Raw genomic sequence first — 15,895 nt, forward strand, 5'->3', positions numbered from 1 at the left:
CACGTCCCCCGCGCGGGGGAGTGCCATCGGGTGCCGGGCCGCGCCGCGGTCGCGCCGCTGACTGCCCGCACCGTCGCCGCCAGGTCGGCGGGTTGCGCCGCTACCCCGTGGCCTGGGCGACGACGATCGCGAGCTGGGTGCGGTTCGCGACCCCGACCTTGGCGCACGCGCTGGAGAGGTGCGTCTTGACGGTCGCCTCGCCGAGGTAGAGGCGACCGGCGATCTCGCCGTTGGACAAGCCTTCGACGAGGAGGCGCGCGACGTCCAGCTCGCGCTCGGTGAGCGCGGCCAGGCGTTCCCCGGCCACGCGTCGGGTGGCCGCACCGGGGTCGGCACCGACCTGGGTGATCATCGTCTTCGCCGCGCGGGGCGACAGCGCGCCGCCGCCCCCGGCGACCGCGCGGACCGCGGCGACGATCTCCGCGGGTTCGGCGTCCTTTGCGAGGAACCCGTCGGCTCCAGCACGGACCGCGTCGAGGATGATCTGCTCGGTGTCGAACGAGGTCATGGCGATCACGCCGGGCGGGTCGGGGAGCGCCCGGACCGCGCGGGTCGCGACGACCCCGTCGACGCGCGGCATCCGCAGGTCCATGAGGACGACGTCCGGGTGGTGGGCCTGGACCGCGGTGACGACCTGGTCGCCGTCGGCGGCCTCGGCGACGACGTCGAGCCCGCTCGCCTGCAGGATGGTGCGCAGCAGTCGGCGGACCATCGCGTCGTCGTCGACGACCATCACCCGGATCACGACGCGAGACTAGCGGTGAGCGCCCACGCGGGGCAGCGACGGTCAGCGGCCTCGACGGGTGGCAGGCTGCACGGTCGGCGGGTCCCAGGGCAGGCGAGCATGCACGACGAACCGGCCGCCGTCCACGCCGGCGTCGAACGTGCCGCCCACGGCCTCGCACCGCTCGCGCATCCCCACGACCCCGGCACCGCCGCCCGGCACACCGGTGCCGCCGACCGTGGCGCCGGGCTCACCGAGCAGCGGGGTGGTGTACGGGTCGAGGTCGCGCGTCAGCGCGTTGCGCACGGTGATGGTGACGCCGTCGCCCGGCCGCGCCCGGACGTCCACCTCGGCCCTGGCCCCGGGCGCGTGCTTCATGACGTTGGTCAGAGACTCCTGCACCACCCGGTACACGGCCCGCGTGAGCGCGGGCGGCGCGGCGTCGGCGTCGCTGACGAACACGGTCGCCGCGAGGTCGACGCCCGCGGTCCGGGCGTCGTCGAGCAGGGTCGCGAGGTCTCCCAGGGCGGGCGCGGAACCGGTGTACTGCTCCGACCCGGCGCGCAGCGACGTGATGAGGGCGCGCATCTCGTCGAGCGCGCGGTGCGCCGAGGACCGCATGGTGCGGGCGGCGTCGACCACCCCGGGGTCGTTCGTGGTCACCTCGAGCGCGGACGCCTGGAGGGAGACGACGGAGAGGTTGTGCGCGACCGTGTCGTGCATCTCACGCGCGATGAGCTCGCGCTCGTCCTGACGCGACAGCTCGGTGCGCAGCTCGTCCGCCTGCGTGCTGAGCGCCTCCGCACGCCGGTTCTCGGCGACGGCGACCTGCTGCGCGGCGTCGGCACGCCCGAGCGCCCGGCGCAGGAACCCGGCCCCCACGGACAGGCCGAGGCACAGCAGGGTCAGCACGACGTACCCCACCGGGTCGAGATAGGACGTCGCCGTGCTCCCCACCGGTGTCGTGGAGAAGATCACCCCATCACCGTCGCGTGCCGCGTCGCGCCAGAACGAGACCCCGACGGCGAGCGTTGTCGCCGCGGCGCACAGCGCGACGACCTTCCACCGCCGCTCCCGCGCGATCACGAACGGCAGCGCGACGAGTGGGGCCATCGCGCCGACGGGAGTCAGGATTCCCGCGGCGGCGGTGGCCAGGCACACGACGACGGCGTGCCGGTCGCGCCACACGACGGCCGCCGCTAGCCCGGCCGCGAGCACCCACCAGAGCAGCGTGAGCCCGATCCGCCACCCGGCGGGGTCCGGGCCGAGCCCGATGTTGTCGTACGTCGCGCTGACGATCCCGACGCCGAACGTCGCGCTCGCCGCGGCGACGGTGCCCAGGACGGACCACGCCCGGCCGAGCGGCGACGGCCCGGTGGCGGACGCGACGGGGTAGGGCCCGTCGGCGTGGTGGTACGGCGGCGGGTACGGGTGCGAGGAGAGCGGTGGGCCCGACGGCGGCCGTGTGCCGCCCGGGGGCGGGCCCGCCCAGATCACGGGCGGGGTCGGCTGGCCCGCGTACGGGACAGGGTGTCGTGGCGGAGGGCCGCCGGCACCGCGGGGAGCACCGGCGCCGTACGGACCGGCCGGAGGCGGTCCGGGCTGCTGCGGTGGCGGGTGCATGGGCGCGAGCCTACGGGCACCCGCCGACGGCGGGGCTCCATCGTTCGGCCGGGGCCGGCGGTTTGGGATCCACCGGTCGGGGTGCCGGGTCGAGCCGGTCGGGGGATCCCCCGGATCGACCACGACGCGCACTCTCGTCGTCGAGACCAGCACGACGTCGCCGACCGAGCGCCGTCGACCACGACGCAGGAGGCGACGATGTCCGCACCCACCCCGCACCCGCAGCAGCACCCTCCGGTGCCGCCGACCGGCCCGCAGTCCTCGTTCGCCCCACCCCCCGGCGGCCATCCGCAGTCGGGACCGGCCGCGAGGCCCACGATGCCGCCCTACGGCGCGCACCCGCCGCAGGGCTACCCGGTCCACGGCTACCCGGCGCCGGGCGGGCAGCCGGGCGTCCCGCCCGCACCCCGGAAGTCCTGGTTCGCACGGCACAAGATCCTCACCGGGCTGGGCGTCGTCGTGCTGCTCGCGATCGTTGGCGCGAGCCTCGGGGGCGGGGGCGACGACGAGCCGGCCGAGCCCGCCGCCGTCGCGGACGCGGGTGCCGAGGCCACCAGCCCCGAGGGCGCCGACGTCGAGGCGGACACCGCGCCCGCCGAGGAGGAGCCTGCTGAGGAGCTCGCACCCGAGCCGCCCGCGGCGCCCGGCGTCGGGACCGCCGTGCGCGACGGCAAGTTCGAGTTCACCGTGACGTCGGTGGAGACCGGCGTCCCGAGCGTCGGTGACCAGTACCTGAGCCAGGAGGCGCAGGGCCAGTACGTGCTCGTGCACATGACGGTGACGAACATCGGCGACGAGGCGCAGATGTTCACGGGCGGCAACCAGCAGCTCACCGACACCGAGGGTCGCACGCACGAGAGTGACAGCACGGCCGCGATCTACCTTGGCGACACGAACAGCTTCCTCACGGACATCAACCCCGGCAACGCGGTCGAGGGCGTCGTCGTGTTCGACATCCCGGTCGACGCGGTCCCCGCGACGCTTTCCCTCCACGACTCGATGTTCTCGGGCGGCGTCGAGGTCTCGCTGGGCTGATCGCCACTCGCCGCCGTCCGGTGGAAGCGGGTCGGTCCTCACCGGGCGCCGCGGCCACGTCCTCGATCGTTTCGAGGGCGGGTTCGTGGCGCCGGGTCGCGGTGTCGCTGGAGCGAGGGCATGTTTGATTGTGCGAGAAGTTGTTGACTTGTGGGAGTCTGCCCGGGAGACTCGAAGCCCCGAGGTCGACGCCGTCCCGGGTGCTTGCCCCCTCACCGTCGAGAGGACACCCCATGAAGTACTTCTCGTCCCGCGCGCGCTCGCGTGCCACCGCTGTCACGAGTGCGTTGGTCGCGCTCGGGCTGGCGGTCTCGGGCGCGGCAGCCGCCACGGCGGCGCCGGCCCCGGCGGCCGCACCCGCGGTCGCCGCCGAGCCGACGATCTCGCCGGTCGTCGACGCGAACTTCCCCGACCCCGACATCCTGCTCGTCGACGGCGTCTACCACGCCTACGCGACGAACCATCAGGGTCAGAACGTGCAGCACCGCACGTCGACGGACCTCGTCACCTGGAGCGCTCCGACCGACGTCGCGCCCGACCTCGGCGCCTGGGTCAGCGAGTCGTGCACGTTCTCGCCGGGTGGGGCGACCGACCGCTGCGTGTGGGCGCCGGAGGTGTCCGCGGTCGAGGGCGGCTACGCCCTGTACTACACGGCGCGCGACGCGACGTCGCCGCGGCAGTGCCTCGGCGTCGCGCTGTCCGACACGCCGGACGGCCCGTTCGTCCCCGTCGGCGACGACCCGATCGTGTGCCCCAACGGCGAGGCCGGCACGGAGGACCTCGGCGGCGCGATCGATGCCGCGACGTTCGTCGACGGCGACCAGCTCTACCTGCTGTGGAAGGCCGACGGGAACTGCTGCACGGGCAAGACGGCCATCATCTTCGCCCAGCCGCTCTCGCCCGACGGCGCGACGCTCACCGGCCCGCCCGTGGAGCTCATCCGCGTGGACAAGGCCTACGAGGGCCGCGTGGTCGAGGGCCCGACGCTCCTCGAGCGCGACGGCACGTACTACCTCTTCTACTCGGCGAACGACTTCGGCGGGGGTGGCTACCGCACGTCGTACGCGACGGCGTCGAGCCTGGCCGGTCCGTGGACCAAGGCCACGACCGAGCTGCTCACGAGCGACCGCTTCCAGGGCGACGTGCGCGGCCCGGGCGGGCAGGACGTCGTCACCGCGCCGGACGGCTCCGACGCGATCGTCTTCCACGGCTGGAACGCGGCGTTCACCTACCGCGCGATGTACGTCGCGGACCTCGAGTGGACCGCGGACGGCGTCCCGTTCGTCCCGCAGGCGTCCGACCGCTACCAGGCGGAGGACGGCGTCGTCGCGAACGCGCGCGTCGTGGCCGACGGCGGGGCGTCGGGCGGGGCGAAGGTCGGCGGCCTGGACTTCGCGGACTCGTCCGTGACGGTCGAGGTGCACGCCGACGAGGCCGGCCCGGCCCTCCTGGGCATCCGGTTCGCGAACGGCTCGTTCGACGGCCCGACGCGCGTCCCGTCGACGAGCACGCTGTCCGTCAACGGCGCGGTCGCGGAGACCGTCGTCTTCCCGCACACCACGTGGGGCAACTGGCAGACGTCCGAGCACCTCGTGGACCTCGCCGCGGGCACCAACACGATCACGCTGACCCGCGCGACGTTCTACACCGAGCTCGACGCGTTCGACGTCTACCCGGCGACGCGCGACCCGCGCCCGTCAGCCCCGCCCGTCATCCCGTCCGACGCGACGCGGTACGAGTTCGAGGACGGCGTCATCACGCGCGGTTCCGTCGGGAGCGCGTCGGGTGCTTCCGGCGGCCAGAAGGTCGGCGGGCTCGACTTCCTCGACAGCTCCGTCGCGCTCCAGGTCCACGCCGACGAGGCGGGCCCGTACACGCTCGGCGTGCGGTTCGCGAACGGCTCGGAGCGCGGTGGCTACACGCTCGCCTCGACCAGCACGGTCACGGTGAACGGCGCGGACGCCGGCGTCGTCACCTTCCCGCACACCACGTGGGGCAATTGGCAGTCCGTGACGCACGAGGTCGAGCTGCAGCAGGGCTGGAACACCGTCGCCCTGACGAAGCTCACCTGGTACACCGAGCTCGACGCGCTCGACGTCTTCCCGGCCGAGGCCCCGCCCGTCGACCCGCAGGTCACCGTCACCGCGCAGCCCCGCTGCCTCGCCGGGACCCCGTACCTCGCCGTCCGCGCGACCAACGACGGTGACGATACCGTCGCGATCGCCCTGCGGACGGACCACGGCGAGCGGTCCTTCGCCCAGGTCGACCCGGGCAAGAACGCCTACCAGTCGTTCAAGGCTCGCGGCGCGCTCGACGCGGGCGAGGCGCTCGTCGTCGTCACCGACGTCTCCGGCACGACGTCGGAGGTGACGGCCGGGTACGACGCGCTCACCTGCGCGTAGCGCACCCACCGCCACGCCCGCGGCGCCGCTCGGCCGATGAGCGGCGCCGCGGGCGTACTCGTGCGCCCGAGAGCGCCCCGGTTGCTCGCGAGATCGACCCGCACGTCGCGAAGTCGACCTCCCGAGGGTCGATCTCGAACGCTGGGGTCGATCTCGTGAAAGGTGTGCCGCGCTCGGGCAGACGACGTCCCGCGTCGGTGGGGTGATGGGCGCCGGCCTGGGAAGGCGGCCGCGTCAGTCGGGCAGGTTGTCGGTGACGAGGCGTGATCGGGCTTCGTAGACGCGTAGCGGGTCGGCGGTGCTGGTGGTGGTGGCGGTGCCGGTGACGTCGGTCCAGGTGGTGGTGCCGGTGATGCGGAACTGTCCGGACCAGGTCGTGGTGAGCGTGATCTGGACCTGCTCGGCGGGCTGGTCGTAGGTGTGCGCGACGGTGTGGTGCGGGTAGGCCGCACCGGGGTCGGTCGTGGAGACCGGGGTGGTGCCGTCGCCGTAGTCCCACGCGTACGTGCGTGGGGTGGCGCGGATCTGCACGGGGATGCCGAGCAGGGTCGTGTCCAGGACCTGCTCCCCGGGCTGGGTGTAGGTGATGGTGGGGACGTTGACCAGGGTCCACCCGTCCGGGGGCTGCACGATCACCGGGGACGGGGAGATTGTCAACGTCGCGAGCGCGCGGGCGGCCTCTGCGGCGAGGTCGGCGGGGGTGACGCACGACTGGTCAGCGATGGGGTCGCCCGCGGCGGACCACTCACCGGGTGTGCCGTCGGAGCCGATCTCGCGGGTCTGGCGGTAGAGCGCGCCGAGGTAGTGCGAACTCTCGTCGCACTCGAGGTTCTCGGCGATCAGCCGCTCCCACTCGGCACACCGGCCCGACAGGTCCGACGTGGGGTCGTCCAGGCCATCGAAGACCGCGCACGTGGTCTGCTCCGCACGGAAGTACCGCTCCGTCGCCGGGCCTCCGGCGCCGTCATCTGCCTCAACGATCCCTGTGATCGTTCCTTGCCAGATCTCAACGGTCACCTGCTGCCCCTCCGCATGGCTGTCTTGCCCGAATCCTGGCGGCCGGGCACCTGCCGCCGGTGCTTTCGGATCCTCGGTCGCTTCCGAAGCGAGCGGCGTGCCGGGTACAGCAACGAGTGTCAGAAGGAGCGCGGCGGCTGCGCCCGGGAAGTGCGATGCAGCTCGTCGAATCATGTCATTCCCCCGTCGAGGGAATCGGCGCGACCTCGACGATCACCCATGAAACGTCGTTCCGCCCGACCTCAACACGGAACTCCGAGTCGCTTCTCGGGACTTCGTCGACGACAGCCCCGTCCTGCCCGGTGACGACGATGGTGCCCTGCGTAGAACGGACGTCGAGGGGGTAGATGCCAGTCTCCGAGTCGCGACCGTACGTCTGGAGAACCTCGACTGCGGTCTCACCGCCGGAGAACGTCGCCGTGTTCTCGGACAGCCATGCCGCGCTCGCCAGCGCGTCAGCGCAGTATCCACATTCCGCATGTGACATCGCTTGCCACTCGGCCGTGTCGCCCGTCGCCATGACGTACGGGTAGAGCTCGAGGAAGTACTCCGCCGCCGCGGCGGCGCCCTCGGCGTCGTCGCGGTCCATCGCCGCGGGACGTTCCGGCTTCACCGGTCCGGTCTCGGTCGGCGACGGCACGGGCGACTCCGACTCCGACGGCGACGGCACGACCGGCTCGTCGACCGACGGCGAGGGACCGGGGCCGCCACCACCGGTGCACCCGGCGACCACGCACCCCACCGCGACGACGACACCCACGACGAGCGACCGCCGTCGGGCACGGGACAGCACACGAGAACGACGCACGAGACCCCCTGCAGATCGATGCGAACCACCCCGCACGCCACCTCGACGAGGCGTGCGGGCTGCCCAGCAACCTAGCGAAACCGCCCGGCCGACGGAACCGCACGTCCCGCCCTGTGGACGACGCGTCGCAGGTGTCCGCGACGTTGCGGTTCCACAGGTGCAGGTGGCACCCCGGGCACGAGGTGGTGAACGTTGTCCGAAGCCTCGTCCCGCACCTGGACATTTCAGGATTAAACCGGCGCGACGGCTTCCTATGCTCGCCGTGGCCGCCCACCCGCGGGACGGGTGCTGCGTCGGCCGCGACCACGTCCCTCGTCCGAGCGGATCCTTGCTGTGACCACCGTCCTCACCCCGGACTCCCCGGGTTCCTCCGGCACGCCCCGCGCCTCGTCGTCGGCCACGGCGTCCGGCGCCACCGGTTCCATCACGCCCGGTGCGCCCGCGCCCGGCGACCCCGCCGCCCCACCGACCAGCACCGACGCGCCCGTCGGTCGCCCGTCGTCCGACCCGGCCGGTCTCCCGCCGTCCGACCCTGCCGACCGCGAGGCCCAGGCGCTGCACCGCAGCCGCCTGGGCGCGCGCCGCCGTCGGCGGAACCTGCTGTGGGCGCTGCTGCTCGCGGGCCCGAACCTCGTGCTGCTGCTGGTGTTCGTCTACCGGCCGCTGCTGCAGAGCTTCTACCTCTCGACGCTCCAGTGGAACCTCGGGTCGCCGGTCGCGCGGCCGGTCGGGCTGGGCAACTACGTCGAGTGGTTCACCGCCCCGACGACGGGCCGCATCGTCACGACGACGTTCGTTTTCACGCTCGCCACGGTCGGCGGCGCGATGGTCCTCGGCCTGGGCCTGGCGCTGCTCCTCAACCGCCGCCTCAAGGGCCGCGGCGTCGCCCGGACCGTCGCGTTCGCGCCGTACGTGCTGTCGGGCTTCGCGGTCGGGATCCTGTGGTTGTTCATGTTCGACCCGCGCTACGGGCTGGTCCAGGAGCTGCTCGGGTGGGTCGGCGTCGCGTCGCCGCGGTGGTACACGCAGCGCCCGTGGCCGCTCGTGATGATCGTCGTCGTCTACCTGTGGAAGAACCTCGGGTACGTCGCCCTCATCTACCTGGCGGGACTCCAGTCGGTGCCGCAGGACCTCCGGGACGCGGCCGCGCTCGACGGCGCGTCGTCGGCGCGGACGCTGCGCTCGATCGTCCTGCCGCTGCTCACCCCGACGACGTTCTTCCTCGTCGTGACGATGCTCCTCGCGTCGCTCCAGTCCTTCGACATCATCAAGGCGATGACGCAGGGCGGCCCGCTCGGCTCGACGACGACGCTCATGTACTCGATCTACGAGGAGAGCTTCGTCAACGGCCGGGCCGGGTACGCGTCGGCGGTCGCCACGGTCCTCTTCCTCGTGCTGCTCGCGGTGACCGCGGTGCAGATGCGGTTCGTCCAGCGGAAGGTCCACTACGCATGAGCGCCGTCGCGCCCACTCGCCCCGAGACGGCGCCCACCACGCCGGCCGCGCTCGCGCCGCGCGCTCCCCGCACCCCGGGGGCCCGACGCCGCAGCCTCCAGCCGGGCGGCTACCTCGCCCTGGTCCTCGCGACCGTCGTGCTCGGCGCGCCGCTGGTGTGGATGGTGCTCGCGAGCATGAAGACGCCCGCCGAGCTGTACACCGTCCCGCTGCAGTGGCTCCCGGGCAGCGTGAACCTCGACAACTACGCGCAGGCGGCGGACTCGATCCCGCTCGGGCGGCTGCTCGCCAACAGCGTCGGGATCACGGTCGTGGGCGCGGGCCTCAAGGTCGCGCTGGGCCTCACGTGCGCGTACGCGCTGGTGTTCCTCGACTTCCCGTTCAAGAAGGTCGTGTTCGGGCTCGTCATCGCGACGCTCATGATCCCGCCGCAGATCACGATCATCCCCAACTACACGCTCGTCGCGAGCCTCGGGTGGCTCAACACCTACCAGGGCATCCTCGTGCCCGGCCTGGCGAGCGCGTTCGGGACGTTCCTGTTCCGGCAGCACTTCCTCACGCTGCCGCGCTCGATCCTCGAGGCGGCCGAGCTCGACGGCGCGGGGCACTGGCGCAAGCTCTGGCGGTTCGTCGTGCCGATGAGCACGCCGACGCTCGCGGCGGTCGCGCTCGTGTCCGTCGTGACGGAGTGGAACGACTACCTGTGGCCGTTCCTCGTCATCGACCGCCCGGACAAGATGACCCTCCCCGTGGGCCTCACGCTGCTGCAGAACACCGACGGCATGACGAACTGGGGCGTGCTGCTCGCCGCGACCGTGGTCGTGACGCTGCCGATCCTCGTCGTCTTCCTCGTCCTCCAGCGCCGCCTCGTCGCGGGCCTCACGGCGGGCGCGGTCACGGGCTGACCCACCCTGCGCCGTCGTGCCCGACGACGTCCCCACCCCGGGTGGGCCGCGCACCCTCGTGCCCGCCCACCACCACCGACTCCCCGGTCCGCCCGCAGCGGCCCGGGTTCCCCGAAGCGCACCGAGACCCGGTGCACGACCTGAAGGAGCACCTGTGTCCCACCGCACCGCACCCGTCGGCCGGCCCGCGCGCCGCCGTCGGGCCCGCACCGCAGCCACCGCCCTCACGGCGGTCACCGCTCTCGCGCTCACCGCGTGCGCCGGCCCGAGCGTGGCCGGGGCCGACGGCGCCGGCACCGCGGGCGACGACGCGACGGCCGAGGCCGTCGACTGGTCGGCCGTCGAGCCCGCGTCCGAGATCACCTGGTGGAGCAACCACCCCGGCACGTCGCAGGAGATCGAGCAGGAGCTCATCGACCGGTTCGAGGAGGAGTCCGGCATCACGGTCAACCTCGTCACGGCCGGCGCCAACTACGACGAGGTGGCCCAGCGTTTCCAGGCCGCGTCGCAGACCGACGAGCTCCCCGACCTCGTCATCGCGTCCGACGTGTGGTGGTTCCGCTACCACCTCAACGACCAGATCCTGCCGCTCGACGACGTGCTCGAGTTCGTCGAGGCCGACGCGGACGACTTCCAGCCCGCGCTCTACGCGGACTACGCGTACGACGACCAGCACTGGGCCGTCCCGTACGCGCGCTCGACGCCGCTCTTCTACTACAACAAGGACCTGTGGACGGCGGCCGGCCTGCCCGACCGCGGCCCCGAGACGTGGGCCGAGCTCGAGGAGTGGGACGCGTCGCTCAAGCCGCTCGTCCCGGCCGGCGGCTCGACGTTCGGCCTGTCCACCGGCCCGTCGTGGGGCGCGTGGTGGTTCGAGAACATGATCTGGGGCCAGGGCGGCGCGTACTCCGACGGGTTCGACCTCACGCTCGACTCGGAGGAGTCGGTCGCGGGCGGCCAGTTCCTGCATGAGCTGTTCCACGAGAAGGGCGTCGCGACGCTCTCGGCGGACGACGCGATGGTCGACTTCTCGTCGGGTCTCATCGCCTCGACCATCGGCTCGACGGGCTCGCTCAAGGGCGCGCTCGACGCGGCGTCGTTCGAGGTCGGCACGGCCTACCTGCCCGACGGCCCCGACGGCGGCGGCACCCCGACGGGCGGCACCGGCCTCGCGATCCCGTCGTCGAGGTCGCCCGAGCAGCAGCTCGCCGCGGCGATGTTCCTCGCGTTCCTCACGAACACCGAGAACACGGCGTACTTCTCGCAGAACACGGGGTACATGCCGGTGCGCACGTCGGCCGTCGAGTCCGACGCGATGAAGGCCGTCTACGAGGCGACGCCGCAGTTCCGCACCGCCGTCGACCAGCTCGCCGACAAGGCGCGCCCGCAGGACGACGCGCGCGTCTTCATCCCGGGCGCCGACGCGCTCCTCAACGAGGCGATCGAGCAGATCGTCATCGAGGGCGCCGACCCGGCGGCCGCGTTCGAGTCGGTCGCCCCGCGCATCAAGACGGCGTACACCGAGAACGTGGAGCCGTACCTGTGACGGCGACCGCGCTCGCGCCGACCGGCGCAGGGCCCGGGCGGGCCGCGCGCCCGCGCGTGATCGCGCACCGCGGCAACAGCTCGGTCGCGCCGCAGAACACGCTCGCCGCGTTCGAGGCGGCGTGGCGGGCCGGGGCGCACAGCATCGAGATCGACGTGCAGCTCACGGCCGACGGCGAGCCCGTCGTCATCCACGACGACACCGTGGACGCGACGACGTCGGGCAGCGGCACGGTGGCGCGGCTCGACCGCGCGGCGATCCGCGCGCTCGACGCCGGGTCGTGGTTCTCCCCGGCGTTCGGCGGCCAGCGCGTGCCGACGTTCGCCGAGGTCGTCGACCTCCTCGTGCGCCGGCCAGGCACCGACCTGCTCCTCGAGCTCAAGGGGTCGTGGACGCCGGAGCAGGTGCGGCGCGTCACCGGGCCGATCCGGTTCGCGGGCATAGCCGACCGGGTCGTCGCGCAGAGCTTCTGGCCCGAGACCGTCGCGGCGCTGCGCGAGGCGGACCCGAGCCTGCGCCGCGGGCTGCTCGTCGCGTCGATCGACGACGACGTGCTCGCGCGGTGCGCCGAGCTCGACGTCGTCACGTGCAACCCGATGGGCCTGCTCCTCCTCGAGGACCCGGGGCTCGTGGAGCGCCTGCACGACGCCGGCCTCGAGGTCGCGGTGTGGACGCTCAACGAGCCGGAGCACTGGGCGGCCGCGGTCCAGCTCGGCGTGGATGCGATCATCACCGACCGTCCCGACCGCCTCGCGGGCTGGCTCGCGGCCCGGGTCGTCTAGGACCCGGCAGGAGGGGGGTGGGGCGGAGCCGGACGGCCCCGCCTCACCGCCCCGGGGTCGTGGGCCGGTAGCGCATCGCGACGGCCCCCGAGCGGAACTCGCGGCGGTCCACGAGCTCGAGCTGGATCCGCTCACGGAGACCGGCGAGCAGCGTCGGCCCGTGCCCGGCGAGGACCGGCTGCACGACGAACTCGTACTCGTCGATCAGCCCCAGGTCGGCCAGCGCCAGGGGGAGCGTCACGCCCCCCACCCACAGGCCCTCGCCCGGCTCCTGCTTGAGCCGCTCGACCGCAGGCCCCAGGTCGCCCCGCACCAGCTCCGCGTTCCAGTCGACCCCGCTCAGCGTGCTCGACACGACGTGCTTGCGCGCCCCGTCGATGGCCTCGGCGAACGGGACCTCCCACTCGTCCATCCAGTCGGGCCACGTGCCGGTGGCCGGCCGCCGCCAGGCCGACTCCATCATCTGGTAGGTCACCCGGCCGAACAGGAGGGCGTCGGCGCGCTCCATCTCGGCGGTCCAGTGGCGCATCGACTCCTCGTCGGGCGGCAGTCCCGCCTCGTGGTGGCAGCAGCCGTCGAGCGTGACGTTGATCGAGTAGCGCAGCGGTCTCATCTCGGTCCTCTCCCGGGAGCGCACCGAGGCGCCCCGTGTTCACCCGTGGTTGGTGAGACGGCGGCCCGCACCGTTTCTCATCGGCGACCGCACCGGCGTCACCGACCGTCAGCCGGGTCGGCGGCGGTGGGGGACGCGCACGCGGTCGAGGTCCTGCGCGACCGTGAGCTCGCCGTCGAACACCTCGCGCGCCTCGCGCCAGAACTCCGTCGGGTCGGGGTAGCGCTGCGAGAAGTGCGTGAGCACGAGCGAGCGCACGCCCGCCTCGGCCGCGACGGTCGCCGCCTGCCGCGCGGTGAGGTGGCCCCAGCGTTCGGCCTGGTCGCGGTCGCGGTCCAGGAACGTCGACTCGATGACGAGCAGGTCGACGCCGTCCGCGAGCCGGTGCACCGCGTCGCACAGGCGCGTGTCCATGACGAACGCGAACGACTGCCCCGGCCGCGGGGCGCTCACCTCGTCGAGGGTGACGGTCCGGCCGTCGGGCGCGGTGACGACCCCGGTCCGTTGCAGCTCGCCGACCGCCGGGCCGGTCAGGTCGCGGTCCGCGAGCAGCGCGGGGTCGAGCGACCGGCCGTCTGGCTCGTCGAGCCGGTAGCCCATCGCCTCGAGCGTGTGGTCGAGGCGTTCGGCGCGCAGCGTGAACCCCGGCTCGGGCCGACCGGAGACCGGCGGGACGACGCCGTCCGTCGTGAGCGGCTGGAGCTCCAGGTGGCCGCGGCGGAAGTGGGCGCTCGCGTCGAGCAGGTGGTCCACCCACCGCTGGCCCGACGCCGGGTAGGTCACCCCGATCGTGTGCCGCACGCCGTCGCCGCTGATGCGCTGGGAGACGCCCGCGAGGCCGAGGCTGTGGTCGCCGTGCAGGTGCGTGATCGCGATGCGCGTGAGGTCGGTCGCGGACACGCCCGCGAACGACATCTGCCGCTGCGTGCCCTCGCCGGGGTCGAAGAGGATCGCCTCGTCGTCCCAGAACAGGACGTAGCCGTTGTGGTTGCGCGTGCGGGTCGGGACCATGCTGGCCGTCCCGAGGACGACGAGCTCGCGGCGGGACATGGCCCCAGCGTGCCACGGCGCCGCTCCTCGTAGGGTGGCAGGAGAACCCCCACCGAGAGCACGGAGAACCCGGAGAACCATGCGCCTGCTCCTCGTCCGTCACGGACAGACCCCGTCCAACGTCGCCGGCCTGCTCGACACCGCCCTTCCCGGCCCCGGCCTCACCGCCCTCGGCGCGCGCCAGGCGGCGGCGATCCCGGACGCGCTCGCGGACCGCGTCGTCGACGGCGTCGCGGTCTCGACGCTCGTCCGGACGCACCTCACCGCCGCGCCGCTGGCCGAGCGGAACCGGTACGACCTGCTCGAGCTCGACGGGTTCCGCGAGGTCGACGCGGGCGACCTGGAGATGTCGGCCGCGCACGACGACCACGCGACGTACCTCGAGACCGTGTTCGCCTGGGGCCGCGGCGAGCCCGGCCGGCGCATGCCCGGCGGCCCCGACGGCGCGGAGTTCCTCGGCCGCTACGACGACGCCGTCGCGAGCGTCGCGCGCACGGGGTGGCGCACCGCCGTCGTCGTGTCGCACGGGGCGGCGATCCGCGCCTGGGCGTGCGCGCGCGTGGACGGCGTCGACCTCGACCTGCTCGCCTGGACCCCGCTCGCGAACACCGGGCTCGTCGAGGTGGAGGGGGACCCGGCGTCGGGCTGGCGCCTCGTCGGGCTGAGCGACGGCCCGCTGGGCGGCGCCGCGCTGGCCGACCTCGCGGCCGAGGATCCGACGGGGGAGTCCGTCGTCGAGGAGGAGCGTCGCGCCGCGGCGGACGACTGACGGACTACCGCCCGGCCCGGGTGCGGAGCTCGGCAGGCATCCAGGGGTAGGGGTCGGCGAGTGTCTCGCGCCCAGCGCGCACGTCGTCCCGCAGCGCGCGGAGAACCCCGCTCGCGACGTAATAGCGTCCTCTCGTGTTGCCGACGGCATCGAGCAGCCCGGCCGCCACGAGGCGCCGGAGGTCGCGTGTGGCGGTCTGGTCCTCGATCGCCGCATGCTTGGCGTGCGACGGGCGGGTGACGCGGTAGCCGAGCGCAGCATCGAACAGCGCGTCAGCGCTTCGTTCGGGGAGACCGTGCTCGGCAAGGATCGCGTCGAGTGCACGCCACGTCGTCTCCGCCTCGAGGAAGCGGCGCCGGAGGGTCTGCGCCTGCATGTGGTGCGCCCGAAGGGTGAACTTGATCCAGAGGGTCGCGTCGTTCTGAGGCCTCCAGGCGCCCTCGCCCGTGACGGCCAGGACGCGGTAGTAGTCCTCCGTGTTGCTTCCCAACCACTCCTCGATACTCGAGAAGGTGGGCTCGAGCACGCGGTCCTGTCCCAGCACCATGGTCTGAAGTGCCCGCGCCATGCGGCCGTTGCCGTCCCGGAAGGGGTGGATCATCACGAGGTTGAGGTGCGCCATCGCCGCGTCCACCATCGCGTCGGCGCCGTCGTGCCGGATCGTCGCGACGAGGGACTCGACGAGCCCCGGGACCTCTTCCGCGGGCGGTCCCTCATAGACGGTCTGGTCCGCCGTCTCGTCCCGGACGTAGACGGCACCCGGTCGGAAGCGGCCCGGGTCTGCTCCGAGGTCGTGCTCTAGCAGCATGAAGTGCAGCGAGCGCAACGTCTGGGTCGTGAGCACGAACTCCGGGTCGGGAGTCATGCGCAGGATGTAGGTCATCATCCGGCGGTACCCCATGATCTCGGCCCAGGTCTGCTGGTCCGCCGTCAACGGGGGTTCGTCGTCGACAGCGGCGACGGCGTCCTGGTCCGACACGGTGTAGCCCTCGATCGTGTTCGAGCCCTGGATCGCTCGCGCCTGAGTGGTCCGGCGCATGCCGTTCGACCATCGGCGCGGGACACGCAGCACGTCCGCGAGAGACTCTCGCAGCGTGTGGACGTCATCGATCACGGCAAGGTCCTCGAGATCGGTGTCGGGGGTGCGGTAGATCGGCGGGAGCATC

General features: G+C 73.1%; 14 protein-coding genes. 7 read left to right on the top strand and 7 right to left on the bottom strand.

Translation table 11 applies throughout. From position 1 onward, the window contains the following. Positions 1-100: 100 nt before the first annotated feature. Positions 101-745: a response regulator gene (locus ACFC2L_RS14770; RefSeq protein ID WP_375825037.1), complete on the bottom strand. Its 645-nt coding sequence runs from the start codon at positions 743-745 to the stop codon at positions 101-103. A gap of 42 nt (positions 746-787) precedes the next feature. Continuing rightward, a complete protein-coding gene (locus ACFC2L_RS14775) occupies positions 788-2,347 on the bottom strand; it encodes a sensor histidine kinase (RefSeq protein WP_375825038.1) in 1,560 nt (519 codons plus the stop codon). 198 nt (positions 2,348-2,545) lie between these two features. On the opposite strand from ACFC2L_RS14775, the gene ACFC2L_RS14780 reads away from it, so the two are divergent. After that, positions 2,546-3,382 carry a DUF4352 domain-containing protein gene (locus tag ACFC2L_RS14780; RefSeq protein WP_375825039.1) on the top strand — a complete coding sequence of 279 codons (837 nt, stop codon included), beginning with the start codon at positions 2,546-2,548 and terminating at the stop codon, positions 3,380-3,382. A 233-nt stretch (positions 3,383-3,615) separates the two neighbouring features. Next, positions 3,616-5,784 carry a family 43 glycosylhydrolase gene (locus ACFC2L_RS14785; protein ID WP_375825040.1) on the top strand — a complete coding sequence of 723 codons (2,169 nt, stop codon included), beginning with the start codon at positions 3,616-3,618 and terminating at the stop codon, positions 5,782-5,784. A gap of 234 nt (positions 5,785-6,018) precedes the next feature. Here ACFC2L_RS14785 and ACFC2L_RS14790 read toward each other — a convergent pair whose 3' ends face one another. Both ACFC2L_RS14790 and ACFC2L_RS14795 read right to left on the bottom strand, forming a co-directional pair. Next, on the bottom strand, positions 6,019-6,801 hold the full coding sequence (locus ACFC2L_RS14790; RefSeq protein ID WP_375825041.1) for a hypothetical protein: 783 nt from the start codon (positions 6,799-6,801) through the stop codon (positions 6,019-6,021). Between the two features lie 175 nt (positions 6,802-6,976). Further along, on the bottom strand, positions 6,977-7,441 hold the full coding sequence (locus ACFC2L_RS14795) for a DUF6318 family protein (RefSeq protein ID WP_375825042.1): 465 nt from the start codon (positions 7,439-7,441) through the stop codon (positions 6,977-6,979). 723 nt (positions 7,442-8,164) lie between these two features. Here ACFC2L_RS14795 and ACFC2L_RS14800 point away from each other — a divergent pair. The 4 genes from ACFC2L_RS14800 to ACFC2L_RS14815 all read left to right on the top strand — a co-directional run bounded on the left by ACFC2L_RS14800 (position 8,165) and on the right by ACFC2L_RS14815 (position 12,297). Next, positions 8,165-9,064: a carbohydrate ABC transporter permease gene (locus ACFC2L_RS14800; RefSeq protein ID WP_375825062.1), complete on the top strand. Its 900-nt coding sequence runs from the start codon at positions 8,165-8,167 to the stop codon at positions 9,062-9,064. Further along, positions 9,061-9,969: a carbohydrate ABC transporter permease gene (locus ACFC2L_RS14805; RefSeq protein ID WP_375825043.1), complete on the top strand. Its 909-nt coding sequence runs from the start codon at positions 9,061-9,063 to the stop codon at positions 9,967-9,969. The genes ACFC2L_RS14800 and ACFC2L_RS14805 overlap by 4 nt, the downstream gene beginning before the upstream one ends. 154 nt (positions 9,970-10,123) lie before the next feature. Then, entirely contained in the window at positions 10,124-11,515 is a 1,392-nt protein-coding gene (locus ACFC2L_RS14810) for an ABC transporter substrate-binding protein (RefSeq protein WP_375825044.1), read from the top strand. Next, complete coding sequence (locus ACFC2L_RS14815; RefSeq protein ID WP_375825045.1) at positions 11,512-12,297, top strand: glycerophosphodiester phosphodiesterase; 786 nt, start codon at positions 11,512-11,514, stop codon at positions 12,295-12,297. The genes ACFC2L_RS14810 and ACFC2L_RS14815 overlap by 4 nt, the downstream gene beginning before the upstream one ends. Positions 12,298-12,340: 43 nt before the next feature. Here the strand turns inward: ACFC2L_RS14815 and ACFC2L_RS14820 are convergent, their stop codons facing one another. Together ACFC2L_RS14820 and ACFC2L_RS14825 are read right to left on the bottom strand one after the other, a co-directional pair. Beyond that, positions 12,341-12,910 carry a dihydrofolate reductase family protein gene (locus ACFC2L_RS14820; protein ID WP_375825046.1) on the bottom strand — a complete coding sequence of 190 codons (570 nt, stop codon included), beginning with the start codon at positions 12,908-12,910 and terminating at the stop codon, positions 12,341-12,343. Between the two features lie 108 nt (positions 12,911-13,018). Beyond that, on the bottom strand, positions 13,019-13,960 hold the full coding sequence (locus tag ACFC2L_RS14825) for a ribonuclease Z (RefSeq protein WP_375825047.1): 942 nt from the start codon (positions 13,958-13,960) through the stop codon (positions 13,019-13,021). 79 nt (positions 13,961-14,039) lie between these two features. Between ACFC2L_RS14825 and ACFC2L_RS14830 the strand changes: the two genes are divergently transcribed. Beyond that, the gene (locus ACFC2L_RS14830; RefSeq protein ID WP_375825048.1) at positions 14,040-14,729 is read left to right on the top strand and encodes a histidine phosphatase family protein; all 690 of its coding nucleotides are present in this window, start codon (positions 14,040-14,042) and stop codon (positions 14,727-14,729) included. Between the two features lie 4 nt (positions 14,730-14,733). Here the strand turns inward: ACFC2L_RS14830 and ACFC2L_RS14835 are convergent, their stop codons facing one another. Further along, positions 14,734-15,894 (bottom strand): Fic family protein, encoded by a 1,161-nt coding sequence (locus ACFC2L_RS14835; protein WP_375825049.1) that lies wholly within the window; start codon positions 15,892-15,894, stop codon positions 14,734-14,736. Position 15,895 lies beyond the last annotated feature (1 nt).

It is taken from the genome of Cellulosimicrobium sp. NPDC055967 (genome assembly GCF_042269845.1).
Taxonomy (GTDB): Bacteria; Actinomycetota; Actinomycetes; order Actinomycetales; family Cellulomonadaceae; genus Cellulosimicrobium.

Coding starts and splice junctions, on each gene's coding strand:
- ACFC2L_RS14775 (WP_375825038.1), bottom strand. CDS start 2,347: ATGCACCCGCCACCGCAGCAGCCCGGACCGCCTCCGGCCGGTCCGTAC.
- ACFC2L_RS14780 (WP_375825039.1), top strand. CDS start 2,546: ATGTCCGCACCCACCCCGCACCCGCAGCAGCACCCTCCGGTGCCGCCG.
- ACFC2L_RS14785 (WP_375825040.1), top strand. CDS start 3,616: ATGAAGTACTTCTCGTCCCGCGCGCGCTCGCGTGCCACCGCTGTCACG.
- ACFC2L_RS14805 (WP_375825043.1), top strand. CDS start 9,061: ATGAGCGCCGTCGCGCCCACTCGCCCCGAGACGGCGCCCACCACGCCG.
- ACFC2L_RS14820 (WP_375825046.1), bottom strand. CDS start 12,910: ATGAGACCGCTGCGCTACTCGATCAACGTCACGCTCGACGGCTGCTGC.
- ACFC2L_RS14825 (WP_375825047.1), bottom strand. CDS start 13,960: ATGTCCCGCCGCGAGCTCGTCGTCCTCGGGACGGCCAGCATGGTCCCG.
- ACFC2L_RS14830 (WP_375825048.1), top strand. CDS start 14,040: ATGCGCCTGCTCCTCGTCCGTCACGGACAGACCCCGTCCAACGTCGCC.
- ACFC2L_RS14835 (WP_375825049.1), bottom strand. CDS start 15,894: ATGCTCCCGCCGATCTACCGCACCCCCGACACCGATCTCGAGGACCTT.